The sequence below is a fragment of the Achromobacter aegrifaciens genome (genome assembly GCF_902859735.1).
Classification (GTDB): domain Bacteria; phylum Pseudomonadota; class Gammaproteobacteria; order Burkholderiales; family Burkholderiaceae_B; genus Achromobacter; species Achromobacter aegrifaciens.
The window spans coordinates 1,171,303-1,196,163 of record NZ_CADIJY010000001.1; the positions used below are offsets into that span (position 1 = coordinate 1,171,303).

At 68.9% G+C, this 24,861-nt stretch carries 27 protein-coding genes; 12 read left to right on the top strand and 15 right to left on the bottom strand.

Annotated elements, in window-relative coordinates; genetic code table 11:
* Positions 1-67 precede the first annotated feature (67 nt).
* The 4 genes from HV766_RS05280 to HV766_RS05295 all read left to right on the top strand — a co-directional run bounded on the left by HV766_RS05280 (position 68) and on the right by HV766_RS05295 (position 4,493).
* Complete coding sequence (locus tag HV766_RS05280) at positions 68-310, top strand: hypothetical protein (RefSeq protein WP_054451693.1); 243 nt, start codon at positions 68-70, stop codon at positions 308-310.
* Positions 311-453: 143 nt separating this feature from the next.
* Entirely contained in the window at positions 454-972 is a 519-nt protein-coding gene (locus HV766_RS05285; RefSeq protein WP_054451692.1) for a sigma-70 family RNA polymerase sigma factor, read from the top strand.
* Entirely contained in the window at positions 942-1,931 is a 990-nt protein-coding gene (locus HV766_RS05290) for a FecR domain-containing protein (protein ID WP_175180710.1), read from the top strand. Before HV766_RS05285 ends, HV766_RS05290 begins: the two co-directional genes overlap by 31 nt.
* A 96-nt stretch (positions 1,932-2,027) precedes the next feature.
* A complete protein-coding gene (locus HV766_RS05295) occupies positions 2,028-4,493 on the top strand; it encodes a TonB-dependent receptor (protein WP_175180711.1) in 2,466 nt (821 codons plus the stop codon).
* Between the two features lie 6 nt (positions 4,494-4,499).
* On the opposite strand, the gene HV766_RS05300 is transcribed toward HV766_RS05295, so the two are convergent.
* Both HV766_RS05300 and acnA read right to left on the bottom strand, forming a co-directional pair.
* Complete coding sequence (locus tag HV766_RS05300; protein ID WP_175180712.1) at positions 4,500-5,396, bottom strand: GntR family transcriptional regulator; 897 nt, start codon at positions 5,394-5,396, stop codon at positions 4,500-4,502.
* Entirely contained in the window at positions 5,393-8,026 is a 2,634-nt protein-coding gene (gene acnA, locus HV766_RS05305; RefSeq protein WP_175180713.1) for an aconitate hydratase AcnA, read from the bottom strand. The genes HV766_RS05300 and acnA overlap by 4 nt, the downstream gene beginning before the upstream one ends.
* A gap of 264 nt (positions 8,027-8,290) precedes the next feature.
* Between acnA and HV766_RS05310 the strand changes: the two genes are divergently transcribed.
* A complete protein-coding gene (locus tag HV766_RS05310; RefSeq protein WP_175160182.1) occupies positions 8,291-8,980 on the top strand; it encodes an HAD family hydrolase in 690 nt (229 codons plus the stop codon).
* Positions 8,981-9,002: 22 nt separating this feature from the next.
* Here the strand turns inward: HV766_RS05310 and HV766_RS05315 are convergent, their stop codons facing one another.
* Positions 9,003-9,776 carry an SDR family oxidoreductase gene (locus tag HV766_RS05315; protein ID WP_054451684.1) on the bottom strand — a complete coding sequence of 258 codons (774 nt, stop codon included), beginning with the start codon at positions 9,774-9,776 and terminating at the stop codon, positions 9,003-9,005.
* Between the two features lie 152 nt (positions 9,777-9,928).
* On the opposite strand from HV766_RS05315, the gene HV766_RS05320 reads away from it, so the two are divergent.
* Complete coding sequence (locus tag HV766_RS05320; RefSeq protein WP_054451683.1) at positions 9,929-10,450, top strand: MgtC/SapB family protein; 522 nt, start codon at positions 9,929-9,931, stop codon at positions 10,448-10,450.
* A 7-nt stretch (positions 10,451-10,457) separates the two neighbouring features.
* Here HV766_RS05320 and HV766_RS05325 read toward each other — a convergent pair whose 3' ends face one another.
* The 6 genes from HV766_RS05325 to HV766_RS05350 form a co-directional block, all read right to left on the bottom strand.
* A complete protein-coding gene (locus HV766_RS05325) occupies positions 10,458-11,204 on the bottom strand; it encodes an SDR family oxidoreductase (RefSeq protein WP_054451682.1) in 747 nt (248 codons plus the stop codon).
* 44 nt (positions 11,205-11,248) lie between these two features.
* Positions 11,249-11,617 carry a cupin domain-containing protein gene (locus HV766_RS05330; protein WP_054451681.1) on the bottom strand — a complete coding sequence of 123 codons (369 nt, stop codon included), beginning with the start codon at positions 11,615-11,617 and terminating at the stop codon, positions 11,249-11,251.
* Positions 11,618-11,712: 95 nt separating this feature from the next.
* A complete protein-coding gene (locus HV766_RS05335; protein ID WP_119451084.1) occupies positions 11,713-12,507 on the bottom strand; it encodes an AraC family transcriptional regulator in 795 nt (264 codons plus the stop codon).
* The gene (locus HV766_RS05340; protein WP_175160178.1) at positions 12,504-13,496 is read right to left on the bottom strand and encodes a formylglycine-generating enzyme family protein; all 993 of its coding nucleotides are present in this window, start codon (positions 13,494-13,496) and stop codon (positions 12,504-12,506) included. The genes HV766_RS05335 and HV766_RS05340 overlap by 4 nt, the downstream gene beginning before the upstream one ends.
* A gap of 88 nt (positions 13,497-13,584) precedes the next feature.
* Complete coding sequence (gene alkB / locus HV766_RS05345) at positions 13,585-14,253, bottom strand: DNA oxidative demethylase AlkB (protein ID WP_054451679.1); 669 nt, start codon at positions 14,251-14,253, stop codon at positions 13,585-13,587.
* A gap of 6 nt (positions 14,254-14,259) precedes the next feature.
* Complete coding sequence (locus HV766_RS05350; protein WP_254593282.1) at positions 14,260-15,804, bottom strand: phospholipase D family protein; 1,545 nt, start codon at positions 15,802-15,804, stop codon at positions 14,260-14,262.
* A gap of 99 nt (positions 15,805-15,903) precedes the next feature.
* On the opposite strand from HV766_RS05350, the gene HV766_RS05355 reads away from it, so the two are divergent.
* Both HV766_RS05355 and HV766_RS05360 read left to right on the top strand, forming a co-directional pair.
* Complete coding sequence (locus HV766_RS05355; protein WP_054451678.1) at positions 15,904-16,476, top strand: helix-turn-helix domain-containing protein; 573 nt, start codon at positions 15,904-15,906, stop codon at positions 16,474-16,476.
* A gap of 7 nt (positions 16,477-16,483) precedes the next feature.
* Entirely contained in the window at positions 16,484-17,020 is a 537-nt protein-coding gene (locus tag HV766_RS05360; protein WP_054451677.1) for a GNAT family N-acetyltransferase, read from the top strand.
* Positions 17,021-17,055: 35 nt separating this feature from the next.
* Here the strand turns inward: HV766_RS05360 and HV766_RS05365 are convergent, their stop codons facing one another.
* The gene (locus HV766_RS05365) at positions 17,056-17,388 is read right to left on the bottom strand and encodes a hypothetical protein (RefSeq protein WP_054451676.1); all 333 of its coding nucleotides are present in this window, start codon (positions 17,386-17,388) and stop codon (positions 17,056-17,058) included.
* Between the two features lie 246 nt (positions 17,389-17,634).
* Here HV766_RS05365 and HV766_RS05370 point away from each other — a divergent pair, with 246 nt between their 5' ends.
* Positions 17,635-17,784, top strand: coding sequence for a hypothetical protein (locus tag HV766_RS05370; RefSeq protein WP_165867857.1), 150 nt, complete (start codon positions 17,635-17,637; stop codon positions 17,782-17,784).
* Positions 17,785-17,966: 182 nt separating this feature from the next.
* Positions 17,967-18,782 (top strand): SDR family NAD(P)-dependent oxidoreductase, encoded by an 816-nt coding sequence (locus tag HV766_RS05375; RefSeq protein WP_119451080.1) that lies wholly within the window; start codon positions 17,967-17,969, stop codon positions 18,780-18,782.
* Positions 18,783-18,803: 21 nt separating this feature from the next.
* Here the strand turns inward: HV766_RS05375 and HV766_RS05380 are convergent, their stop codons facing one another.
* On the bottom strand, positions 18,804-19,574 hold the full coding sequence (locus tag HV766_RS05380; protein ID WP_054451674.1) for a sulfite exporter TauE/SafE family protein: 771 nt from the start codon (positions 19,572-19,574) through the stop codon (positions 18,804-18,806).
* Entirely contained in the window at positions 19,571-19,984 is a 414-nt protein-coding gene (locus HV766_RS05385; protein WP_054451673.1) for an SEL1-like repeat protein, read from the bottom strand. Before HV766_RS05385 ends, HV766_RS05380 begins: the two co-directional genes overlap by 4 nt.
* Before the next feature lie 123 nt (positions 19,985-20,107).
* Between HV766_RS05385 and HV766_RS05390 the strand changes: the two genes are divergently transcribed.
* Positions 20,108-21,007 carry a LysR family transcriptional regulator gene (locus HV766_RS05390; protein ID WP_054451672.1) on the top strand — a complete coding sequence of 300 codons (900 nt, stop codon included), beginning with the start codon at positions 20,108-20,110 and terminating at the stop codon, positions 21,005-21,007.
* On the opposite strand, the gene HV766_RS05395 is transcribed toward HV766_RS05390, so the two are convergent.
* On the bottom strand, positions 21,004-22,407 hold the full coding sequence (locus tag HV766_RS05395; RefSeq protein WP_175180714.1) for an MATE family efflux transporter: 1,404 nt from the start codon (positions 22,405-22,407) through the stop codon (positions 21,004-21,006). The genes HV766_RS05390 and HV766_RS05395 overlap by 4 nt on opposite strands.
* 130 nt (positions 22,408-22,537) lie before the next feature.
* On the opposite strand from HV766_RS05395, the gene HV766_RS05400 reads away from it, so the two are divergent.
* Positions 22,538-23,020 (top strand): MarR family winged helix-turn-helix transcriptional regulator, encoded by a 483-nt coding sequence (locus HV766_RS05400; RefSeq protein WP_054451670.1) that lies wholly within the window; start codon positions 22,538-22,540, stop codon positions 23,018-23,020.
* Here HV766_RS05400 and HV766_RS05405 read toward each other — a convergent pair.
* Both HV766_RS05405 and HV766_RS05410 read right to left on the bottom strand, forming a co-directional pair.
* Positions 23,007-23,957, bottom strand: coding sequence for a DMT family transporter (locus tag HV766_RS05405; RefSeq protein ID WP_175160167.1), 951 nt, complete (start codon positions 23,955-23,957; stop codon positions 23,007-23,009). The genes HV766_RS05400 and HV766_RS05405 overlap by 14 nt on opposite strands.
* Positions 23,958-24,038: 81 nt before the next feature.
* On the bottom strand, positions 24,039-24,845 hold the full coding sequence (locus HV766_RS05410) for an AraC family transcriptional regulator (protein ID WP_119451075.1): 807 nt from the start codon (positions 24,843-24,845) through the stop codon (positions 24,039-24,041).
* Between the last annotated feature and the right edge of the window lie 16 nt (positions 24,846-24,861).

Consider the following 24,861-nt stretch of genomic DNA (forward strand, 5'->3'; position numbering starts at 1 on the left):
GACGCTATACGATCAAGCGTCGTTCGCCCGGTGGCGGGACTACAAGCTTCAGAAAGAGGAGACGTGGATGTCTCAGTTGGATTGGACGTCCGGCGATACCAAGCCGGACCGGCAGGGGTACTACGAAACGCGATACGACACAGGATGCACGGCCATCACGCTGTACAGCGTGCTGGGTTGGATGCCGGTGAAAACGCCCGGCAACATGGTGAGCTGGCGCCCTTTGCCGCCAGCCGTCGAAAGACAGGAAGCCGAGCGCCACATCCAGGAACTGCGAGAGGCGCAAAGCCACGTTCCCATGGATTACTGACGGGATAGGCAGGCCTGTCCGCTACCAAGCATTACCCGTGCGGCGCCTGGCATGCCGCTGTAGCCGCGGGCGCGTCCATGGCGGGTGGGGGGATACGCTAGAATATAAATAGTTCCTATTTAGATTCTATAGCCAGGTGCGCCTTGCCTACGTCCGACTCGCCGCCCGCCGATCCCGTCGCGCAACTCTATCGTGACCACCACGGCTGGCTGTCGGTCTGGTTGCGCAGGAAGCTGGGCAATTCTTTCGACGCGGCGGATCTGGCCCACGATACCTTCGTGCGGCTGATGGCCGGGCGGCGCAGGACGGACGTGGGCGCCGAGCCGCGCGCGTTGCTGACCCACATTGCGAAGGGCTTGGTGGTGGACCACTGGCGCCGGCGGGCGCTGGAAGAGGCCTATCTGGCCGCGCTGGCGCAATTGCCCGAGCAGCAGGCGCCTTCGCCCGAAGCGCGCGCCCTGATTTTGGAAACCTTGCGCGCCATCGATACGGCGTTGCGGACGCTGTCCGCCAAAACGCGCGAGATCTTCCTGATGTCGCAGTTCGACGGCATGGGCTACGACGCGATCGCGCAAAGCCTGGGCGTGTCGCTGTCCACGGTCAAGCGCCATGTGCAGGCGGCGCTGGCCGCATGCCTGATCGCAAGCCAGGCCGACGCGTGATCGATCCCGCCATCCTGAAGGAAGCGGCCGGCTGGCTGGTGCGCTTCCAATCCGAGACCTTGTCGCCGGCGGACTGCGAGTCCTTCGACCGCTGGCGCGGCCGTAGCGCCGCGCACGCCGCGGCTTGGCAGCGTGCCGAAGAAATGCTGCGCGGATTCGGCCAGGTGCCGCCGCGTGTCGCCGCCGATACCTTGCGGCGGCTGGATCGCCCGCGACGCCGGCAGGCGCTGCGGGCGCTGGCTGGCCTGCTGGTGCTGGGACCGGCGGCCTGGCTGGCCGGACGCGAGCTGCCCTGGCGCGAATGGAGCGCGGATGCGCGCACTGCGACGGGCGAACAGCGCCGCATGAACCTGACCGACGGCACGCAGCTGGTGCTCAACACGGCCAGCGCGGTCGATATCGAATACACCGCCAGGCAGCGCACGTTGTGGCTACGGGCGGGCGAAATCCTGTTGACCACGGGCCGCGACTCGCCACAGCTGCAGCGGCCCTTTGTCGTCCAGACCGCGCAAGGCGCGATACGCGCGCTGGGCACGCGGTTCCTGGTGCGCGACGAAGGCGACGCCGTGCGCGTGGCGGTGTTCGAGGGCGCAGTGGAGATCCGGCCCAAGTCGGCGGGGGCCGGCGCCACGGTGCTGCCGGCCGGGCAGCAGACCGTCTTCAATGGGCGCGAGGTGCGGCCCCAGGCGGCGGTGGACGCCACGGCCGCCTCATGGGAGCAGGGCATGCTCGCCGTGCGCGACTGGCGCCTGGCGGACCTGGTGGATGAGCTGGGCCGGTATCGCCGCGGCGTGTTGCGCTGTGATCCGGCGGTGGCAGGGCTGCGGGTATCGGGGGCATTTCCCTTGAACGACACCGATGCCAGCTTGCGGTTGCTGGAAAAGACCCTGCCCGTGAGAGTGAGCCGGATCACGCCGTACTGGACCACGGTTGCCGCCCGCGCCGGCGTTACAAATTAATCTCAGTCGGGCTGAACCTTTTTTCCGCTTCGTCCGGTGTACCGGGTGAACCGCCGCGTATCGCGCGCCACCCAGACCCTTACGAAGGATAGCTTCATGGTTTCCCGAATCTCCCGTCCGCCATGCCCGGCCCGTGGAACAGCTGTCCTGCCGCCGCTGGCGGCGCTGCTGCGGGCCGCCGGCATGGGCTTGGCCCTGCTGGCTGGGGCGGGGACCACGCCGCCAACGCTGGCCGCCGACGCCGTCAGCGCGGCGGCGCGCAAGTCCTACGCGATCCCGGCAGGCCCGCTGGGCGATGCGCTGGCCCGGTTCGCCGCCGTCGCGGGCGTGCCGCTGTCGTTCGATCCGGCCATGGTGGCGGGACTGCACAGCAACGGACTGGACGGCGACTACACCGTGAAGGAAGGCTTTTCCCGTTTGCTGTCGGGGTCGGGCTATGGCTTGTCGGAGCAGGGCGGCGGCGCCTATTCGCTGCGCAAGCTGCCGTCGGGGTCCGACGAGTCGGCCACCGTGCTGCCCGCGGTCACCGTCGCCGGCGCCGCTGCGGCTCCCTTCGCGCTGCCGGCGGAGTACGAGGGCGGCCAGGTGGCCAGGGGCGGACGCCTGGGCCTGCTGGGCAACCGCGACGTGATGGATACGCCGTTCAACGTCACCAACTACACCTCGGACCTGTTGGCGAACCGTCAGGCGGTCACGCTGGCCGACGCGCTGAACGTTGAACCCTCGGTGCGTTTCACCGGACAGATCGGCGGCGTGACCGACTCGTTCTACATCCGGGGCTTTCCCATCGGCGAAGGCAACCTGGGCGAAATCGCCTTTGACGGGGTTTATGGCGTGGCGCCCAACTATCACGTCTTCACCGACTACATCGAGCGGGTCGAAGTGCTGAAAGGGCCGGCCGCGCTGCTGTACGGCATGTCGCCCAACAGCGGCGTGGGCGGCGTGATCAACATGGTGCCCAAGCGGGCGCTGCCGCAGGACCTGAGCCGCGTGTCCGCCGACTATGTGGGCGACTCGCAATTCGGCGCGCGCGCGGACCTGAGCCGTCGCTTCGGCAAGGACGGGGAATGGGGCGTGCGCGTCAACGGCATGCACCGCCAGGGCGACACGCCGCTGGACAATCTGTATTCGCGCACCGACATCGGCGCGCTGTCGCTGGACTACCAGGGCGAGCGGCTGCGCGCCTCGCTGGACCTGCTGACGCAGAACGAAAAGATCGATGCGCCCACGCGGCCCTTCCTGGTGGCGGCCGGCATAGACGTGCCGCATGCGGCGGATGGACGGCGCAACGCGACCCAGCCCTGGGGCTGGTGGAAGTCAGACGGGCAATCGGCCCTGCTGCGGGTCGAGTACGACATCAGCGACCGCTTGACGGTATTCGCCGACGCGGGCGGCTCGGACACGAACGTGGCGCGTCTGTCGGACCAGACGCCCACCATCGTCAACGCGGCGGGGGACACGGTGGTCACGCCGAACAACTTCAGGTTCGAAGTCAACCGCAGCACCTACAACGCAGGCCTGCGCGCCAAGCTGGACACAGGCCCGGTGCGCCATGCCATCAGCTTCATGGGCAGCCTGTACAGCGACCGGAATTCGCAGGCCAGCGTGACGGGTACGCCGCTCACGTCGAACATCTACCATCCGATCACGCGGCCGCAGCAAGATATCCCGGCGCCGGCCAACGTGCCCAAGATTTCCTCGTCCGATCTTTCCGGCCTGGCGCTGGCCGATACGCTCAGCATCCTGGACGAGCGCGCGCAGCTTACGCTGGGCGTGCGCCAGCAGCGCATCCAATCCCGCAATTTCAATGCCACGACCGGCGCGCGCACCGTCAGCTATGACGAAAGCGCGACCACGCCGCTGGCGGGCATCGTCATCAAGCCCTGGAGCAATGTCTCGCTGTATGCCAACTACATCGAAGGCCTGAGCAAGGGCGACGTGGCGCCGGCCACCGCCTCCAACGCCGGCCAGGTGTTCAAGCCCTACAAGGCCCGGCAGAAGGAAGTGGGCGTGAAGGTGGACCTGGACAGCGCCATGCTGACCCTGAGCGCGTTCGAGATCACCAAGCCCAGCGGCCAGTTGACCAACGGCGTGTACGGCGCGGACAGCGAGCAGCGCAATCGGGGCCTGGAACTGAACCTGGCCGGCGAACCGTGGCGCGGCCTGCGCCTGCTGGGCGGCGTGACCTGGCTGGACGCGGAGCTGACGCGCGCCGGCAATAGTGCTTTGGTCGGCAACCGGCCGGTGGGCGTGCCCAAGATGTCGGTGAACCTGGGCGCGGAATGGGATACGCCTTGGGTCGCGGGCCTGACCCTGACCGGCAGCGTGATGCACACCGGCAGCGAATACATCAATCAGGCCAATACCCAGTCGGTGCCATCGTGGACCACCTTCGATCTGGGCGCACGCTATGCCACCAAGGTCTATGGCAAGGACCTCACGCTGCGGGCCAACGTGGTGAACGTGTTCAACAAGGCTTACTGGTCGGGCGTGGCCTCGTATGGCACGATCTCCCAAGGGGTGCCGCGCACGTTGATGCTATCCGCGTCGATGGACTTCTGACCGGCGCTAGGACGCCAGCAGCCCGCTGATGCGGGCCAGGTTGTCCAGCGTGCTGCGCAGGTGCTCCGCCAGCTGCGCCGCGGCCTCTTCGTTGCGTTCGTGTTCCAGCAGGTCCAGGATGGCCAGGTGCTGTTCGCAATGCTGCTTGTAGCGGCTGCGGTCTTGCATGGATCGGTACGAAAGCAGCCGGCGCACGCGGTTCACCCGCTTGATCGCGTCGATGAAGAAGGGATTGCCCGAGGCCTCCACCAGAGATTCATGGAAGCGTACGCCGCGCTCGTGCAGCTGGTCGGCGGTGTCGGTGGCGATGCCGCCGTCCAGCAGGTGCTTTTCGGCCGCGCGGCAACGCGCCAGCACCTGTTTGTCGATGTGAAATCCCGGTTCGAGCAGCGCGGCCGGTTCCAGCGCCAGCCGCAGGCGGTAGGACTGCAGCAGGCTGTCAGGGGTGGTCATCATGGATGAAAATTCCCAGCCATAGCCGGGCCGCCGCTCTGCCCAGCCTTCCTGCGCGATGCGGCCCAGCAGGGCTTGGGTCTGCGCCGCCGTCAGGCCATAGCGGGCGCGCAGCAGCGCTTCGCTGCATTGCACGGGCAGTTCGCCGCGCAGCAGTTCATCGGCCAGCTTGAAGTAGCTGTGCGTGACGATGTCGTCGACGGAGGGCGGCGCCAGGTCCCCGTGCAAGTCCGCCAGCGCGGCGTGATCCCGTTCCAGGAAGTAGCCGCGGTTGGGCTTGCGCGAGACGACGCCGCGTTGCTCCAGGATGCCCAGCGCGTCGTTGACCGGCGAGCGCGACAGGCGCAGCCGGTCGGCGATCTTCTGCGCGGTCAGGTGCGCGCCCGCGGGCAGGCGGTCTGCCTGGATCAGCGCCAGGATTTTCGCGGCGGTATTGGATTGGGCGCTCATGCGTTGCGGACGGCGGAATGGATGGTGTCCGAGAGGATAGCGGGAATGACGCCGCCCATGCGCAGCAGCCTGACTTCCAGCCGGGTCTCGACCGCCGCCGTCGCCTGTAGCGTCTCGGCGGCGCCGCCGGCGCGCAGGAGGCGCACGGCCACGGGCATGCGCGGCGTCAGCGCGGCGGCCGGGACATCGATCTCGATCCGGTCGCCGGGCCGGATGCGCAGCGTTGCCGGCGTGACGCCGGCGGGCAGGCGCAAGGGCAGGATGCCCATGCCGATCAGGTTGGAGCGGTGGATGCGTTCGAAGCTGACTGCCAGCACGCAGCGGATGCCCAGCAGGCGCTGTCCTTTGGCGGCCCAGTCGCGCGAGGAACCCGTGCCATAGCGTTCGCCTGCCACCAGGACCACGGGCTGGCCGGCCCGGGCGTAGCGGCCGGCGGCCTCCCAGATCGGCTCCACCCGGCCGCTGGGCGCATGCAGGGTGTGGCCAACCGGCGCTTCGGGTATGAGCAGATTGACGAGGCTCTTGCTGTAGAACGCGGCGCGCAGCATGACCTGCCAGTTGCCGCGGCGCGATGCGAAGACGTTCAGGTCGTTGCGGTCGTCGCCGCGTTCGACCAGGAAGTCGGCGATCAGGCTGTCCGGCGGAATGGCGCTGGCGGGCGACAGGTGATCGGTGGTCACGTCGTCGCCCAGCACCAGCAGGGGATGCGCGGTGTAGCGGCCCAGCTGGCCGGCCGCTTCGGTGCTGGCGAACGGCGGGCGGCGCAGCGCGGTGGAGGCGGGGTCCCAGGGAAAGCGCGCCGAGTCCGGCGATTGCAGCGCATGCCATGCCGGGTTGGCGCTGGCGATCCGGAAGGCTTGGCGGTAATCGGCGGGCTGCTGGCCGGCGGCCAGCGCGGCGTCTATCTCCGCGTCGTCAGGCCAGAGCTCGCGCAGATGGATGGCGCGGCCGTCGGGGGCGGTCTGCACGGGTTCGCAGCTCAGGTCGCGTTCGGCGTCGCCCGCCAACGCGTAGGCGATGACCAGCGCCGGCGACATGAGAAAGCCCAGGTCCAGGTCCGGATGGATGCGGCCAGCGAAATTGCGGTTGCCGGACAGCACCGCCACGGGATGGACCGCGCCCGCCGCCATGGCCGCGCGCACAGGTTCGGGGAGGGGGCCGGAATTGCCGATGCAGGTGGTGCAGCCGTAGCCCACGATGTCGAAGCCCACGGCGGCCAGATCTTCCAGCAGCCCGGCGCGCGCGAGATACGCCGCCGCCGCGGGCGAGCCGGGAGCCAATGAGGTTTTCACCCAGGCGGGCACGCGCAGGCCGGCCTGGCGCGCCTTGCGGGCCAGCAGGCCAGCTGCGGACAGCAGCCGTGGATCCGAGGTATTGGTGCAGCTGGTGATGGCTGCGATCGCCACGGCGTAGCGGGGCAGGCCGCGCGCAGGGACTGCCGGCGCGTCCGCCAAGCCGGCCAGGATGGCCTTGGTGTGTCCGTAGGGATGCAGGTCCTGCGGCCGACGCGGACCGGCCACATGCATCTGCACGCGGTCCAGCGCGATGTCGACGACGCGGGTGTAGCGCGGCTCGGCAGCGGGGTCATAGGCGATGCCGGCGCGCTCGGCGTAGGCCTGTACCTGCGCGATCAGCGTCTCGGGCCGGCCCGTCTGGCGCAGATAGGCCAGCGTCTGCCTGTCGATGGGAAAGTAGCCCGTGGTGGCGCCGTACTCGGGCGCCATGTTGGCCACCACGCAGCGGCTGCCGGCCGGCAGCGTGGCCACGCCGGGTCCGAAGAACTCCACGAATTCGCCGGACACCTGGATCTCGCGCAGGCGCTGCGTCACGGTCAGCGCCAGGTCGGTCGCGCTGACTCCCGCGCTCAGCGCGCCGGTCAGCCGCACGCCGATCACGTCCGGAATGCGCAGCAGCGTGGGCATGCCGAACATCACCGTCTGCGCCTCCAGGCCGCCCACGCCCCAGCCCAGCACGCCGATGCCGTTGACCATGGGCGTGTGGCTGTCGGTACCTATCATCATGTCCGGATGCAGCGCGATGCCGTCGGCGTCTTCCTGCCCGCAAACCACGGTCGCCAGCTGTTCCAGGTTGATGGTGTGCATGATGCCGGTGCCTGGCGGATGGATGCGCACATTCGACAGGGCTTTGGAGGCCCAGCGCAGGAAGCGGTAGCGCTCGGCGTTGCGGCGCAGCTCCAGGTCCAGATTCAATTCCGCGGCGTCGGCGCGCGCATAGGACTGCACCGCCAGCGAATGGTCTACCGACACGTCCACGGGCAGCACGGGATTCAGCGCGGAAGGATCCACGCCGCCCTCGGCCAGCGCGTCGCGCATCGCGGCGATGTCGACCAGGGCCGGGGTGCTGGTGGTGTCGTGCATCAGCACGCGCCCGGGCTGGAAGGCGATCTCGGCTTCGCTGGTGCCGTGCTCCAGCCAGCCAAACAGCGCCGCGGCGGCCGCGTCGCGCTCCGCGTCGTGCATGTTGCGCAGCGCGTTTTCCAGCAGCAGCCGCAGCACTACGGGCAGGCGGAAGTACTGGGCGCCGTACATGCCGGGCAGGTCCAGGCAGGTATGGAGGACGCCATTGAGGGTGAAGGCGGCGTGGCGGGGCGTGACGGCAGGGATATGCATGACCGTCATTTTGCATATTGAATTGTCAAAATGCAATTATAGAAAACTGGGACGGATGCCTCGAGGTCCGCGCCGAAGTCGCCTGGAGCCCGTCCGTCGCGGGCTCAGCGCATGACGGCGTCCAGTGCGCTCGGCGCCGGCGGGATCATGGCCCGCCGTTGCGGATCAGGTCTGTCGGAATTTGATGCCAGGCGAGCCTCCTGCGTCGCGCAGGAGGCCTGCAGTATGCTTACCGGCTTCATGGACATTCCCGACGTTGCTGCAATGACTGATTTTCCCTTCGATGCCGTGCTGTTCGACTGCGACGGCGTCCTGGTCGATTCCGAACCCATCACCAGCCGCGTGCTGACCGACATGCTCAATGAGTTGGGCTGGGGCATCACGCATGCGGAAACCATGCAGATCTTCACGGGCAAGGCCGTCAGGGACGAACTGCCGCTGATCGAATCGCGCACGGGCGCCACGATCACGCCGGATTGGTTCGATCAGTTCCGCCAGCGCCGCAATGCCGCGCTGGACCGCGACCTGGTCGAGATCCCCGGCGCGCCGGACGCGGTGCGGGCCTTGCACGTGGCCTTGGACGGCCGCATCGCCGTGGCCTCGGGCGCGGACCGCCGCAAGGTGGAGCTGCAGCTGGCCAAGGTCGGCATTGCCGACTGCTTTCGCGAGCGGGTCTTCAGCGGCCACGAAATGCCGCGCAGCAAGCCCTATCCGGACGTGTACCTGGCCGCTGCGCAGGCGCTGGGCGTGGACCCTCGGCGTTGCGCCATCGTGGAAGACACGGTGACCGGCGCCACGGCTGGGGTGGCCGCCGGCGCTACTGTGTTCGGCTACAGCCCCGATGCCAATGGGCATAGCGGCGCCGAAGCCTTGCGCGGCGTGGGCGTGGCCCACGTGTTCACCGACATGGCCGCCTTGCCCGGTCTGCTGGCGGGCTGGCGCCAGGCCGCCTAGGGCCAGGCATGCGGGACGGGCTTCAACGCGCGTACTGCTCGCCGCCGTCCAGGTCTATCACCGTGCCGCTCAGGTAGCCCGCGCGCGGCGAGGCGCCGAAGACGATCATGTCGGCCACCTCACCGGGTTCCATCAGGCGTCCGAAAGGCAGGTCCGACAGCGTCTCCTGCCAGCGGTTTTCGTCGCCCCAGCGCGCCTGGGCGCGCTGCTTGGCCAGCGTCAGCACGCGGTCGGTGCGGGTGCGCGAAGGATTCACGCCGAAGACGCGCACGCCGTGGCGCGGCGCATCCCCGCCCAGGGCGCGAGTGAAGGCGATGAGCGAGGCATTGCCTGCCGCGCCGCAGATGTAGTCGGCGCGCGGCGCGGAGCCCGCCATGCCGATGATGTTGGCGATGACGCCCGCGCCGGCGTCGCGCATGCGCGGGTAGTAGTGGCGGGCCAGGTCGATGTAGCCGTGGACTTTCAGTTCCCAGCCCGCGCGCCAGCGCTCGTCCTGCACCTGGTCCAGCGCGCCGCCCGGCACCGCGCCGGCGTTGTTCACCAGGATGTCGATATCGCCCGCTTCCTGGCTCAGGCGTTGCGCCGCGCCGGATTGGGCCAGGTCCAGCGTGACGGCCCGCGCCTGCTTCCCGGTCGCATCGCGTATGGTCTCGGCCGCCGTGCGCAGCGCCGCGTCGTCGCGCGCCACCAGTATCGGTTCGGCGCCTTCGCGGGCGAAGGCCAGCGCGCAGGCCAGGCCTATGCCCTTGGATGCGCCCGTGATGAGCACGCGTTTACCGTCTAGCTGCAAATCCATGTAACCCTCCGGTCGTTTCCGTCCGCGATGCCGCGCGACGCCAGGTCGGTTGTAAACCAGTTGTGCCCACATGTGCCAGTGCGTGCGCAGCATGGCAGCCGTCGCGCGGCGCCTGCTATGCTGGTCCGACCATTTCCCATGAGGGGACGGCGATGACGGAAATCTGGCTGGAAATCTGGTCCACCGTGCGCAGCGAATTCGCCGACATCCCCGATGTAGGCGAGGCGACCCGCATCGTGTTGCGCCTGGGCATGGCCATGCTGCTGGGCGGCCTGTTGGGTTATGAGCGGGAGCGCAGCGGCAAGGACGCCGGCTTGCGCACCCATATGCTGGTGGCGCTGGGGGCGGCGATCTTCGTGCTGGTGCCGCTGCAAGGCGGCATGGAAGTCGGCGACCTGAGCCGCGTGCTGCAGGGCGTGATCGCCGGCATCGGCTTCCTGGGGGCGGGCGCCATCATCAAGCTGAGCGACGAGCGCGAGATCCGCGGGCTGACCACGTCGGCAGGCATCTGGATGACGGCGGCGATCGGGGTGGCGGCGGGCATGGGACGCGAAGCCACCGCCGTGGTCAGCACCGTGATGGCGCTGTTCGTGCTGGCAGTGCTGCGGCGCGTCGAGGCGCGCATCGCCGCCAGGCACGAGCACAAGGTCATTGCTTCCGACGCCAAGCCGTAGCGGCGTTTCAATTGCCGCCGGACACCTCGATGAACGAACCGCTGGTGTAGCCGGCCTCATCCGAGAACAGCCACATCACGGCGCCCGCGACTTCTTCGACCGTGCCGCCGCGACGCAGCGGAATCGCGCCCTTCAGGCGGTCGACGCGGCCGGGTTCGCCGCCGCTGGCGTGCATGTCGGTGTAGATGGTGCCGGGACGTACGCCGTTGACGCGGATGCCTTCAGGCGCGACTTCCTTGGACAGGCCGATGGTCATCGTGTCCATGGCGCCCTTGGAGGCGGCGTAGTCCACATACTCGTTGGGCGAGCCCAGCCGGGCGGCCACGGACGAGACGTTGACGATGGCGCCGCCCTGGCCGCCATGGCGCGTCGACATGCGGCGCACTGCCTCGCGGGCGCACAGGAAGGCGCCAACCACATTGGTGGACAGCACGCGCAGCAGGCGGTCGGCGCTCATCTGGTCCACGCGCATCTGCTGCTCCAGGATGCCGGCGTTGTTGACCAGCGCGTCGATGCGGCCCAGCTGCTGGTCCAGTTCGCCGTACATGCGTAGCACCTGGTCCTCTTGCGAGACGTCGGCCTGCAGCGCGACGGCGCGGCCGCCGCCCCGCACGATTTCCTCGACCACCGCGCGCGCGGCGTCGGCGTTGGAATGGTAGTTGACGCCTACCGCGTAGCCGCGGCGGGCAGCCAGCCTGGCGACGGCGGCGCCGATGCCGCGGCCGCCGCCGGTGACGAGCATGATCTTTGACATGGCTTGCTCCTGATGGGATTACACCTTAGCAGATGGCGGCGGGCTCAGATCCAGACGTCGTTGGGAGCGCTGCGCTCGCCGCCCTGGTCGCCGGTGTTGCGCACGCCGCGCGGCTCGATCAGCAGCATTTTGACTTCCTCGGGCGCACAGGGCTTGTGCTCCACGCCCTTGGGGACCACGGCCATTTCGCCAGGGCCCAGGTCGATGTGGCCGTCGCGCAGCTGGATGCGCAGACGGCCCTCGATGACGATGAAGGTCTCGTCGGTGTCGGCATGGCTGTGCCACACGAATTCGCCCTGTATTTTCACCAGCTTGAACTGGTAGTCGTTCATCTCGGCGACGACTTTGGGCATCCAGTGTTCGGAGATCAGCGCCAGTTTGTCGGCGAAGTTGATGGTGCGGATTTCGGGCATGGGGAGGACTGTCGCATAGGGTTGAGCAAACCCCAGCATAGAAGGCTGCGCCGACGCCGTCTTGTACGATCGAGCAGCTTTGCGCGAATCCGCGTTCAGCGGCGCAGCATGCGCCGCCAGCGGTCGGGCGCCATGCCGTAGGTCTGGACGTGGCGGCGCGTCAGGTGGCTCTGGTCGGTGAAGCCCGACGCGGCGGCCGCTTGCGCCAGCGGCATGCCCGCGGCGATCAGGCGCCGGGCCTGGTCCAGGCGGCGCAGCATTACGTAGCGGTAGGGGCTGGTGCCGAACAGCGCGCGGAAGTCGCGCGACAGGCTCCAGCGGTCCGTGCCTGCGGCCGCTGACAGCTGTTCCAGGGTGATGGACCGTTCGAGCGAGGCGTGGATGTATTGGCGGGCGCGCTCGGCCGCGGCGTAGTCGGCGCTGCGGCGGCCGGGCTTGCCGCCAGCCGCGGCGCACAGGGCATGGCTCAGCTCGTACAGCGCGTCGTCTTCCTGCAGCGGGTCGATCGGATCATGCGTGTCCTGCAGCAGGCTGGCGCTGGCGGCGTACAGGCGTGGATCGGCCGAGATGCCGCCCGGGATGAATGGCAGCGGCCGTCCGCCCAGGATCTGCTGGATGAGCGCCGGCTCGACGTAGATCATGCGGTAGTGGAAACCGGCTTCGGTGCCGGCCTGGCCGTCGTGGACTTCGTCGGGATGCAGCACGATGGTGCCGCCGGGCAGGCTGTGCCGCAGCCCGCGGCGGTAGTGGAAGCTCTGCACGCCTGACAGCGTGCGGCCGATGGCGTAGGTGTCGTGGCGGTGCATGCCGTAGCCTGGACCGCCGAAATAGGCTTCGATGCGCTCCAGCTGGCCCGAGGGCGCGGCTCGCAATATCCAGTCTTGTTTCAATCCGCCTCCCGCAGCAGCCTCAATCCCACCAGAGGATAGCGCGTTTCCTGCGTGTTCCAGTTGCGGTAGGAGGCGCGCGTGTACAACGCCCAGGTATGCCAGGAGCCGCCGCGCCGTACGCGCACGTTGCCGCTGGCGGGGCCTTGCGGGTCGTCCACGGGTGAATGCGCGTAGTAGTCCTCGCCATACCAGTCCGAGACCCATTCCCAGGCGTTGCCGTGCATGTCGTACAGGCCGAAGGCATTGGGCGCATAGCTGGCGACCGGGGCGGTGAAGGCGTTGCCGTCGGCGCGGGCGGAGGCATGCGCCTGCCATTTGGGCCAGAGCGGCGCGGCGTCGGCGTCGAAGCCGTTGCCGACGTCGGGCATGGCGGCGGGATCGTCGCCGTTCTGGTAGCGGGTGCGCGCGCCGGCGCGGCAGGCGTATTCCCATTCGGCTTCGGTGGGCAGGCGGTAGACCTTGCCTTCGGTCTGGGTCAGCCAGCGGGCCAGCGCCGTGGCGTCGTTCCAGCTGATGTTGACCACGGGATGGTCATCGCCTTGCGCGAAGCCTGGATTGCGCCAGGAATAGCGGCGGTCGCGGCCTTCGAAAGCGTCGCCGCGCTCGGATTTGTCGGGGTCGTACTGCGGGTTGTAGCCATAGCCGCCGGTGCCGTCGGCCTCCGACTCCGGCACGTAGCCGGACGCCTCGATGAAGCGGCGGAACTGGCCCACGGTGACTTCCGTGCGTTCCAGGTAGAACGGACGGGTGATGCGCACCGTATGCACCGGCGCTTCATCGAACAGCTGGGCGTAGCGGTCCGGCGGGTAAAGCGGATAGTCGCGCGCCAGCGCCTCGGGCGTCTCGTCGCTGCCCATCTGGAAGCTGCCGGCCGGCACGCGGACAAAGGTCATGCCCAGCGAATTTTCGATCAGGGCGGGCGCTTCACCCGACCAGGAAGGCGCCGATACGAGGGTGCAGAGCAAAGCCAGGGCGGTGCGTGTGCGCATGGGAATCCGGTAGGCGGAGCATGAGGGGTGCGCAATAGTAGAGCCGCCGCTTGCGCCCGGCCAGACGCGGGGAACCCTCATGCCGCGCTCAGCCGGCGCGGCGGATGGTGAAGTTGATGCGCTGGCTGCCCAGCCGCGGATGCGGCAGGTCCTTGATGGGCATGATGCCGTGGTAGCGCAGCCGGTCGACCCCGCCCCACACGACCACGTCGCCATGGAACAGCGGCGTGCGGCTGGCCTTGTCCGCGCGCTGGTCGCCGCCGAAGAGAAACATGGCGGGCATGCCCAGCGATACGGAGACGATGGGCGCGCCGTAGTCGCGTTCGTTCCTGTCCTGGTGCAGCGACAGCCGCGAGCCTGGCTCGTAGCGGTTGACCAGGCAGGCGTCTGGCTCGAAGCCGGGAAAGCCGGCTTCGGCCGCGGCGGCCTGCGCCAGCTGCATGAAGGCCTGGGGCATGGCGGGCCAGGGCTGGCCGGAGAGCGGATCGATGCGCGCATAGCGGTAGCCGCGCGCATCGCTGGTCCAGCCCAGCTGTCCGCAATTGGTCAGCGCCACCGACATGGTGTAGCCGCCGGGGGTTTCCATGTGCCGGAAGGGCGCCTGCGCGGTCACGGCATCGACTCCCGCGAGGAGCGCGTCCACCAACGGCAGGGCAAAACCGCGCAGCACCACGGATTGCGGGCCGAGCGCGACGCGTCCGCCTTGCGCGGCGCCGTCGTCGCCGTCCTCCCCAAACAGGTCCAGGTTGGTAGCCATGCCGGCCTACAGCAGCGGTTCCAGCGGCAGCAGCGACACGAACCAGACCGACAGGCGTTGCCACACGGTCGTGCCGGGCTCCGTGTCGTGGCGGATGGTGTCGCCGTTGCGCTGTTCCAGCCAATAGAGCTGGCCCTTGTCGTCCAGGCAGACGCGGTAGGCGGCTTTGGGGATGTCCTTGTCGAAGGCGTCGGCGATGTGGCGCGCCAGCGTGGAGCTGTCTATGACGAAGCCCAGCTCGGTGTTGAGCTTGGCCGAGCGCGGGTCGAAGTTGAAGGAGCCGACGAAGATGCGCCTGCCGTCGACGGCGAAGGTCTTGGCGTGCAGGCTCGAGCCCGAGCTGCCGAAGGGGCCCATGCTCTTGTTGCGCTCGACTTCGGCGCCCATGCGCTTCATTTCGTAAAGTTCCACGCCGCTGGCCAGCAGATCCTTGCGGCGCTTGGCGTAGCCGGAATGCACCACGGCGACGTCCGTGGCTTCGAGCGCATTGGTGAGGACCTTGACCTTGACGCCGCTGCGCGCCATTTGTCCGAAGGACTCGGTGCCGACGGCGGTAGGCACGAAATAGGGCGACACCAGTTCGAGATCGGTGGTGGGGGTGCCGATGATTTCATGCAGCTGATGCGGCAGCATTGCCTCGGGCGGCGCGGTGCCCAGCGTCTTGCGCGGATCGTCGCTGACCATGCGCGTGTCGGCCCATTCCAGCGTCAGCTCGCCGCGCAGCAGCTGCTGGATGAAGGGCAGCTTGCGCATGGCGTCGGCATAGGCGGCGGCTTCGGGAGAGCGCTCGACCCGGGCGGCGGCCTGTTCCAGTTCGTCCAGTTCGCCGGGGTCGGTTTTCTTAAGCAGCCGGTCGACCGGGTAGGCCGAGTCGCTGGCCCAGTAGCGGTCGAAATCCGTCGACACGTCATTGACCGCGGCGCCGATGGCCAGCACGTCCAGGTCGGTGAAGAGCACGCCGCTGGCCGCGCCGAAGTACTCGTCGCCGACGTTGCGCCCGCCGATGATGGTGGCCTGGTTGTCGGCGGTGAAGGACTTGTTGTGCATGCGGCGGTTCAGGCGGCTGAAGTCCGTCACGTAGCCCAGGGGCTTGGGCCAACGCAGCACGAAGGGGTTGTACAGCCGCACTTCGATGTTGGGATGCGCGTCCAGGGCGGACAGCTCCTCGTCCAACCCCGAGGTGCCGTTGTCGTCCAGCAGCAGCCGCACCCGCACGCCGCGGTCGGCGGCTTCGTGCAGGGCCTCCAGCAGCATGGTGCCCGTCATGTCCTTGTGCCAGATGTAGTACTGCACATCCAGGCTGCGTTCGGCGGCGCGCGCCAGCAGCATGCGGGCGGCGAAGGCGTCATAGGCGTCGGGCAACGGGTGGATGCCGGACTTGCCCGGGTGCTGGGCAGCAAGCGGCGCGATGGCCCGGCCCAGCGGGGTGTCCTGCGATGCCTCCGGCGTCAGCGCATGGGATTCGCTGCGGTTATCCAGCGGCGGCAAGCCGCAGCCGCTCAGCAGGCTCAGGCAAAGGGCAGTCATCATCAAGGGTTTGGCCAGGTACATGACCCGTATTGTGCCGAAATCGCGGCGCGGGCCGGTTCCGGCAGCCACCTTTCTCTGGGAAGCTTGACGATTTTCCGTATTTGAGAGAAATTCTCTTATATGGAAAACAACATCACCGCCGAGGCCGATCTGGACGGCCGCATCGCCGCCCGGCTCAAGGCGTTGCGCCAGGAGCGCAACTGGTCGCTGGACGAGCTGGCCGCCCGCGCCGGTCTCAGCCGCGCCACCCTGTCCCGTCTGGAAAACGCCGAAGTCAGCCCGACCGCCAGCGCGCTGGGCAAGTTGTGCGCGGCCTATGGCCTGACCATGTCGCGCCTGATGCTGATGGTCGAGGATGACTTCGTGCCGCTGGTGCCGCAGCAGGCGCAGGCCGTGTGGGTGGACGGCAGCGCGGGATTCCGCCGCCGCTCGGTGTCCCCGCCCGCGCAGCAATTGGCGGGCGAGGTGCTGGCGTGCGAGCTGGAGCCTGGTACGCGCATCGCCTACGAGCGGTCGCCCCGGCCAGGGCTTGAACACCACCTGCTGATGCTGGACGGCGAGCTGGCCATCACCGTCGATGGGCAGGCGCACCGCCTTTCCCAGGGCGACTGCCTGCGCTACCAGCTATTCGGCGCGAGCGAATTTTCAACCCCGCCGCATTGCGGCGCCCGTTATCTGCTCTTCATCGTCTGAGCCTGCCATGTCCCATCCGAATCCTGAATTGATCCTGCTGTCAGCGGATGCCGCCGACGCTCTCGTGCCCGAGCTGGGCGAACTGCTGCGCGCCTGCGTGCAGGGCGGCGCCAGCGTCAGCTTCGTGCTGCCGTATTCGTCGGACGACGCGCAGGCGTTCTGGCGGGCCAAGGTGCTGCCGGCGGTCGCCGGCGGCAAGTCGGCGCTGTGGGTGGCGCGGCAGGACGGACGCGTCGCGGGATCGGTGCAGCTGGATTGGGACACGCCGCCCAATCAGCCGCACCGCGCCGAGGTGCGCAAGCTGCTGGTGCATCCGGACTTCCGCCGCCGCGGCCTGGCCCGCGCCTTGCTGGCCGAAGCGGAAGCCATGGCGCGGCGCCAGGGACGCAGCCTGATCACGCTGGACACGCGCACGGGCGATAGCGCCGAGCCGCTGTACGCGTCGCAGGGCTATCAGACCGTGGGAGTGATACCGGGATTCAGCCGCGATCCGCATGATGCCGCCAAGCTGGACGGCACCACCATCATGTACAAGCAGCTGTAGCGGACGCTGCCGCCGCGGGCGGCAGCGGCAGGGCTTTAGCCCAGGGGCTTGATGCCCACGCTGTAAGGCGGGGCATTGCCGCGCGCCGGAGCCTTGATCTTCAGCATCGAGCCGCCGGGGGTGAATTCGAATTCCTGGTACGGAACCTCGAACCACTGGTGAAAGCTGGTGCGCGAGAATTCCGGCACCCAGACCTTGGCGCGCTTGGGGTCGCAGTGGAACTCGACCAGCGTGCGGTCTATGCCCAGCGGGCGGGTATTGCCGATGCGGTAGCTGACTTTGAGTTCGGCGCGCTCGGTCGAGCCGGGGCGCCAGGCCAGGCCGACGGATTCCATGAATTTTTCGATCGCCTCGATACCGCGATGCATGACTGACTCCGAATGCGGGCGGGCACGTGGCCCGGAAAAACTGTGCCGTTCCCCGCGGCGCCGCGGGAAACACCCGAATTATCCGTCATTCCAGCTGCGGGCGCTTCCAGGCTTGCATGCCGTCAATCGGCGCCATTGAACAAAGCAAATGGACGGCGCGCGGCGAGGCCCGCACCATGGCATCCATGTCCTCTATAAGACCTGCGCGGCCCGCGCCGGTCCGGACGCGAAATCCTAGGAGTCATCATGGCAAATTTCATACTGGCATTGGTCAACGCGGAACTCTCTCTCTTCGGCGTCGAGACGCCTGGCGCGGCGCAGGAACCGTCAGCCGCCCCGCAGGCGGCAAGCGCGCCCGCATTCGACAGCGAGCACTACCGCAGCGCGCTGGGCTGAGCGCCAGCGGAACACACCGTTGCAGGAATAGGCAGGATTCACGCAAGAACGAGCCTGTACGCGCAGGCTCGCGATTCTTACCATCTCTTCCAGGGTCGAGACGGCGTGTCCATTGCGGATGCGCTGGCTCTGCCACGCTGCCGGGCGCATTGCCGGCAGCGCACGCAAGGGAAGGGAATCGCATGAATACCGAAAAAATCTGGTTGGTGACGGACGCATCCGCGGGGCTGGGCCTGGTCCTGGTGAAGATGCTGCTGGACTTGGGCCACAAGGTCGCGGCGACCTCGCAGGACGGCGATGCGCTGCTGGACGCGGTGGGCGCCAAGCTGGAGGGGCAGTTCCTGCCCCTGACGGTGGACCTGGCCGACGAGCGCAAGGTGCAGCGCGCGGTGGATGCCACGGTGGCCGCCTTCGGCGGCCTGGACGTGGTGGTGAACAACGCGGGCCATGGCCTGCGCGGCGCGCTGGATAGTCTGCCGGACGAGGACCTGAGAGGCACCTTCGACATCAATGTGTTTGCCACGCTGAACGTGATCCGCGCGGTCCTGCCGCGCATGCGCGCGCAGCGCAGCGGGCACGTCTTCAACATCTCGTCGATCCTGGGCTTCGATGGCGGCAGGGCCGATTGGGGCGCCTATAGCGCCGCCAAGTTCGCCGTCAGCGGCCTGACCGAAGCCCTGGCCGCCGAGGCGGCGCCGTTCGGCATCCGGGTGTCGCTGGTCTACCCGGGCGCGTTGCGCACGGCGGACGGCGAGCAAGCGCCCGAACTGGCGGCGCGCAATGCGCAGGCGCGCGACGCGGACGGCGATCCGGCCAAGATGGCGCGCACGCTGATCAACGCGGCGCAGGCGCAATATGCGCCCCTGCACCTGTTCCTGGGGCGCGACGCCTTCGACCAGGCGCGCGCCAAGATCCAGTCGGTGCAGCAGGAACTGGCGCGCTGGCGCGAGATGTCCGTGTCCATCGGCTTCGTGGACGAAAGGCGGATGGCCGCCTGACGCTCCGGCTGAGAGCCGGGCTCAGGCCGTCCAGCCCTGCACCGCCTGGTAGGCGCCCAACAGCGCCAGGCTCACCATGAAGCAGCGCTTGAAGGCCTGCGCCGACATCCTGCCGCGCAGCCATGTGCCCAGCGCCATGCCGGCCAGCGCCGGCAGCAACATCAGCAGGGACGCGCCGGCGGCTTCGGGCGTGTAGCCGCCGGTGACGCCCAGGCCGATCGCCAACGCCACGGTGGACACCGTGAACGAGATGCCCATGGCCTGGATCAGGCCGTCCTTGCCCAGGTTCAGGGCTTGCAGATAAGGCACCGCGGGGATGACGAACACGCCGGTCGCCGCGGTGATGACCCCGGTAATGGCGCCGACCGATACGCCCACCAGCCCTTGATGGCGCTGCGGCGCCCTGGGCGGCGAGCCGAACAGGCCCCAGGCGGCATAGGCCACCAGGGCCAGCCCCAGGCACACGCTGGCCCAGTGTCCCGAAGGCGGACCCAGCCACAACGCGCCGCCTATCGTGCCCGCGCAGACGCCGGCCTGCATCGCGCCGATGCGGCGCAGCACCTGGGGCAGCGTGACCCAAGGCCGGGCCTGCCAGAGGTTGGTGATGAGGGAGGGCACGATCAGCAATGCCGCGGCCTGGGCGGGAGCCATGACCAGCGCCAGCATGGCCATGGAGATGGTGGGCAGTCCCAGCCCCACGACGCCCTTGACCACGCCGGCCAGGATGAACACCGATACGGTGACGGCAAGCAGCACGGGCGTGCCGCCGGGAAACAGGTCCAGGAGGTTCATGCGGGCTCGCAGCGGACGGTGAGGCCGTCGCGCGGACGGCCGAACAGGGCGTAGGCGACGTCGTCCGCGCCCTTGCCGTCCTGGCGGGCGGCGCGCAGCAGCCACCGCCGTCCCTCGCACAGGTCGGCGCGCAGGGACTCACCGTAGAGCGTCGGGCCGCCCAGCAGGGCGATGCCCAGCATGCGCTGCGCGGGCGCGTGGCCGTCGCTGGCGGCCGCGCGCAGCCACTGCGTCATGGCGGCATAGTCGCCCTGGGTCTGGGCTTCCAACGCCAGCGCGTATTTCTGCGCTGGCGTGGTGTGAGGGTCCAGGCTGGCGGCTACGGCCAAACCTGAGCCTTGCAGGCTCAGGGCCAGCAGGGCAAGAGCGGGCCAATGGACCCGGGGGCGCCGCGATATGATGGTTTTCATGGAATTTCCCTGGATTGGAAGGGCGGGAGTTCATTGTCATCCGCAGCGCCTTGGATCTTGTATCGGGATCTCGCGTAGTTGTCCTATGGCACAGCCTGAGGCTTGCCGTGCTACGCTTTTTGCATGCGATTCGATCTCACCGATCTGCGGCTGTTCCTCAACGTACAGGAAACCGGCTCCATCACCGCGGGGGCCAAGCGCTCCCACATGACGTTGGCATCGGCCAGCGAACGTATCCGCGGCATGGAGGACACGCTGGGCGTGCCGCTGCTGCTGCGCGAGCCGCGCGGGGTCGAGCCCACGCCGGCGGGCCGCACGCTGGCGCACCATGCGCGCGTGGTGCTGGCGCAGATGGATCGCATGCGCGGCGAGCTGGACCATTACGGCCTGGGGCTGAAAGGGTTGGTGCGCGTGCTGTGCAACACCACGGCCCTGAGCGAATACCTGCCGCCGGTGCTGGGCGCATTTCTCAAGGACCATCCCCGCGTCTCGGTGGACCTGGAAGAACGCTTGAGCCACGAGATCGCCGACGCGTTGCGGGCAGGCGCCTGCGACATCGGCGTGCTGGCCGATTCGGCCGATCTGCACGGCCTGCATACGCAGACCTTCCGGCATGATCCCCTGACGTTGATCGTGCCGCCGGACCACGCGCTGGCCGGCCGTCAGTCGGTGCTGCTGGCCGACGTGGCCGATCAGGAATTCGTCGGGCTGGTCGAGGGCAGCGCCTTGCAGGAACACATCGCCCATCACGCGCGGCGTGGCGGCAAGGCCTTGTCGTACCGCGTGCGGCTGCGCAGTTTCGATGCCGTGTGCCGCATGGTGGGGCAGGGTGTGGGCATTGCCATCGTGCCGCGCGTGGCGGCGGCGCGTTATGGCCGGGCCGCGGGCGTGCGGCGCGTGGCGTTGGCCGACGATTGGGCCGCGCGCGACCTGGTGCTATGCGTGCGCGATACGCTGCCGGCCTACGCGGCAGCGCTGGTGGAATACGCGCTGCGCGACGCGCCTGCGCGCCCGGACCGCTAGGAGCGCGCGAACAGCCGGCGCCAGCCCTGGACCGGGCGGTCGAACCAGGAGCCCGACGCGACGGCGCCCAGGATGACCAGGCCATAGACGCACATCGCCAGCGCCGCGATGGCGAAGAACAGGCTCAGCGATCCCGTCAGGCGCAAGGCAATGGCGCCGGCGCCGATGCCTAGCAGCAGACGCAGGAATCCCGCGATCAGCGGCCATTTCAGGCGGCCGGCGCCCTGCGAAGCGAAGTACATCGAGAAACCCAGGGCGAAGAAGCCGTAGACCGGACCGACGGTGCGCAGATAGCTGGCGCCGGCTTCCAGCATATGGTCCTGCGCGCCGAACAGGCGCAGCCAGGCCTCGGGGAAGAACGCCGCCGCCAGTCCGATGGCCTCCGCCAGCACAAAGGCCATCGCGCCGCCGGTCAGGGCGATGCGCAGCGCGCGTTCGGGCTGGCCCGCGCCGATGTTGGACCCCACCATTGCCACCATGGGCGCGCCCAAGCCGAAGGCGATGGGCATCAGCAGGTACTCCAGGCGCACGGCGATGCCATAGCCGGCGACCGCTGCGGTGCCGGCATAGGCGCCGACCAGGGCCGCCGTCAGCGCCACCAGGGCGTTGGTCAGGAGGGGATTGATGGTGGCCAGGGCGCCCACGCTGAGGATATTGCGCATCAGGCCCGGATAGAGGCGGCTGGGCACCAGCCGCGCCGCGTTGCGTCCGCTGGCGCAGTACAGGCCCAGGATCAGCGCGCCCAGGGCGTAGTAGATCACCAGCGCCCAGCCGCCGCCGGCCACGCCCAGCGCGGGAAAAGGCCCCCAGCCGAAGATCAGGCACGGAGACAGCGGGATCAGCAGCAGGGCGCCGCCGCAGATCACGGCGCCAGGCACCAGCATGTTGCCCGTGCCGCGGATGGCGCTGGCGAACGCGTTCATCAGCCACATCAGGACGATGCCGCCGAAGATGACGTCGGAATAGGCCAGGGCGGCCTCTAGCGCCTCTCCCTCGGCGCCCAGCGCGCGGTAAAGCCACGGGCCGCCAAGCAGCAGCAGTGCGCAAAACGCCAGGCCCAGCAGGCCGTTGAGCACCACGGCGTGCAGCACCAACTGGTCCGCCTCGCGCTGCCGGCCGCCGCCCAGCGATCTTGCGACCGCGGCCGAGATGCCGCCGCCCATCGCGCCTTGCGACATGTTCTGCATCAGCATCAGCACCGGCACCACCAATGCCACGCCCGCCAGCACCGGCGTGCCCAAGCGCGCCAGGAACCAGGTCTCGATCAATCCGGTGGAGGACTGCGCCAGCATCATCAGGATGTTCGGCCACGCCAGGCGCGCCAGCGTGGGGGCGATGGGCGCATGCAGCATGGCCTGCAGGCGCGCATTGGCGGGACGGGGCGGCGGTGGCGCGGACATGGGAAGGAACCCTTGGGTGGCGTTCGAATATTTACGTGCATATGCCAATAAAAGTCAAGATTGCGCTAGACTCGATTCCACGCCGGCGGTAGCGTTGAGTCCTCGCCGTCCTCTACTTCTTGCGCCTGCCATGCCCGACGAACAGCCTTCCGTTTCCGCCGCTTCCGTTGCACCCGATCCGCTCATCTGCAACGGCGCGGCGCTGCGCAAGGCGACCCGGCGCGTTTCGCAGTTGTACGACACGGTGCTGGCTCCCTGCGGCCTGAAGGTGTCGCAGCATTCCATCCTGGTGCATATCGCGCGCGCGGGCACGCCGTCGATGACCGACCTGGCGCGCAACATGGTGCTGGACCGGTCGGCGCTGGCGCACAATCTCAAGCCGCTGGAGCGCGACGGCTACGTGCAGATGTCGCGCGACCCGCTGGACGGGCGCAGCCGCCGCGTGGCGTTGACTGACGCGGGACGCGCCAAGCTGGCGGAGTCCAAGCGTCTGTGGAAAGACGCGCAGCGCCGCTTCGAGGCGGCCTACGGGGCCGAACGCGCCGCCGCGTTGCGGCGCTCGCTGGCCGATATTTTTTCCGACGAGTTTGCGCTGGCCTTCAGCCGCGGCTAGGGCCGCTGGGGGCGTCGTCGGCAGCGGCTGCGGGTCCGGCGGGTAGCCGCTGGCCGCGCGAGCGCAGCCCGGACCCGCCCAGCGCCAGCACCGCGCCCAGCACGCAAGCCATGCCGGCCAGCTGCGCGGGAGCCAAGGATTCGCCCAGCAGTCCGGCGGCCAGCGCTACCGCCGATACCGGCGCCAGCGCGGTGAACAAGGCGGCTTCGGCGCCGTTGACGCGGGCCGCGCCCGCATACCAGAGCAGGAAGCCGCCCACGGTGGGCACCAGCGCGTAGTAGGCCACCGCGGCCACCGCCGAAGCGGGCAAGTTCAGATCCCACGGCGCTTCCGCCACGCATGCCACGGCCGAGAATGCCAGGCCAAAGCCCGTCATGAGCGTCGATAGCGCCAGCGGCGCCACCGGCTGGCGCAGCCGCTTGTTCAACAGGATGAATAATCCTTCGCACAGCACCGCGCCCAGGATCAGCGCGTTGCCCGCCAGCGAGCGCGCGCCGCCTTGACCGGCCGAATGGCGCATCATCAGCCAGACGCCGAAGGCCGCGGCGACGATGGCGGCCAGTGTGGCCTTGCCCGGGCGTTCGCCCAGCAGCAGGATGGCGATGGCAGCCGAGACCAGCGGCAAGGTGCCCAGGATGATGCCGCCGTCCACCGCCGACGCACGCTGCAGCCCGGCGATCAGCAGCGCGGTGTAGCCGACGCTGCCGGCGATGGCCTGGACGGCCAGCAGCAGCCAGTCGCGCGGCGCCAGCCGCGGCAGGCGCGCGCCGGTCAACGCCATCAGCAGGGCGAAGCAGGGCAGTGCGATGGCGAAGCGCAAGGCCGTCGCGGTGAAGGGCGGCAAGCCCGTGCCGATGATCTTGCTGGCGGCTACCGTGCTGCCCACCAGCGCCATGGCGGCCGCCAGATAGCAATAGCCCTGCATCCGATTGTTCATTACCCGACCCACGCCTGTTCAGAGAGAGGCGCCCAGGCTAAGCGGCCGGGCGCGGCCGGGTCTTGAACGAAATTGCAGGGCTCAGCCCGCGGCCAGCGCGTAGCGGCGCGGCGATACGCCGTAGGCGCGCACGAACAGCCGGGTCATGTGGCTCTGGTCGGCAAAGCCGACCGCGGCCGCGGCATCGGCCAGGGCCGAGCCTTGCCGGATCAGGCTGCGCGCCAGCAGCAGGCGCCGCTGCACCTGGTAGGCGTGGGGCGTGAGGCCGGTGTCGCGGGCGAACGCCCGCAGCACCTGGTAGCGGCTCAGGCCGCTGGCCGCGGCCAGGTCGGCCAGCGACAGCGAGGCCGCCGGGTCGTCGTCGATCAGCGCGCGGGCATGGCGGATGGCGTCTGGGGCGGCGCGCGCGGGCCGGGCCAGACGCTCGGCATCGCGGTCGCGCGCCTGCGCCAGGATGCGCAGCAGCAGCGCATCGCAAGCCAGCGGCGCCGCGCCGGCAGTGGCCTGGGCATACAGCGCCAGCACGTCCCGCGCCAGCGCGGGGCGGTCCTGTGCTGGGTGCTCGAATTCGTAGCCGAGGCCGCTTGCGTCCAGTTCGGCTGCGGCCTGTGCCACCACCTCGGGGTCCAGATACAGCATCTGCCAGGCGCGTTCGCCATTGCCGATGGGGGCGCCGTCATGCACTTCGCCGGGGTTCACCGTGATGACGTGGCCGGGGCCGGCCTCGACCTGGCCACGGCCGCTATGCGAGACCTGGGCGCCCTGGCGCATGACGCCGATGCCGAACTGCTCGTGCGTGTGGCGCGCGAACGCATGCCGGCTGTGCGCGGCCACGGCCTGCACGCCGGCGAGGGCGCTGCGCTGCATGACGAACTGGCCTGAGTTCATGGGGAGTCTGGGGCAA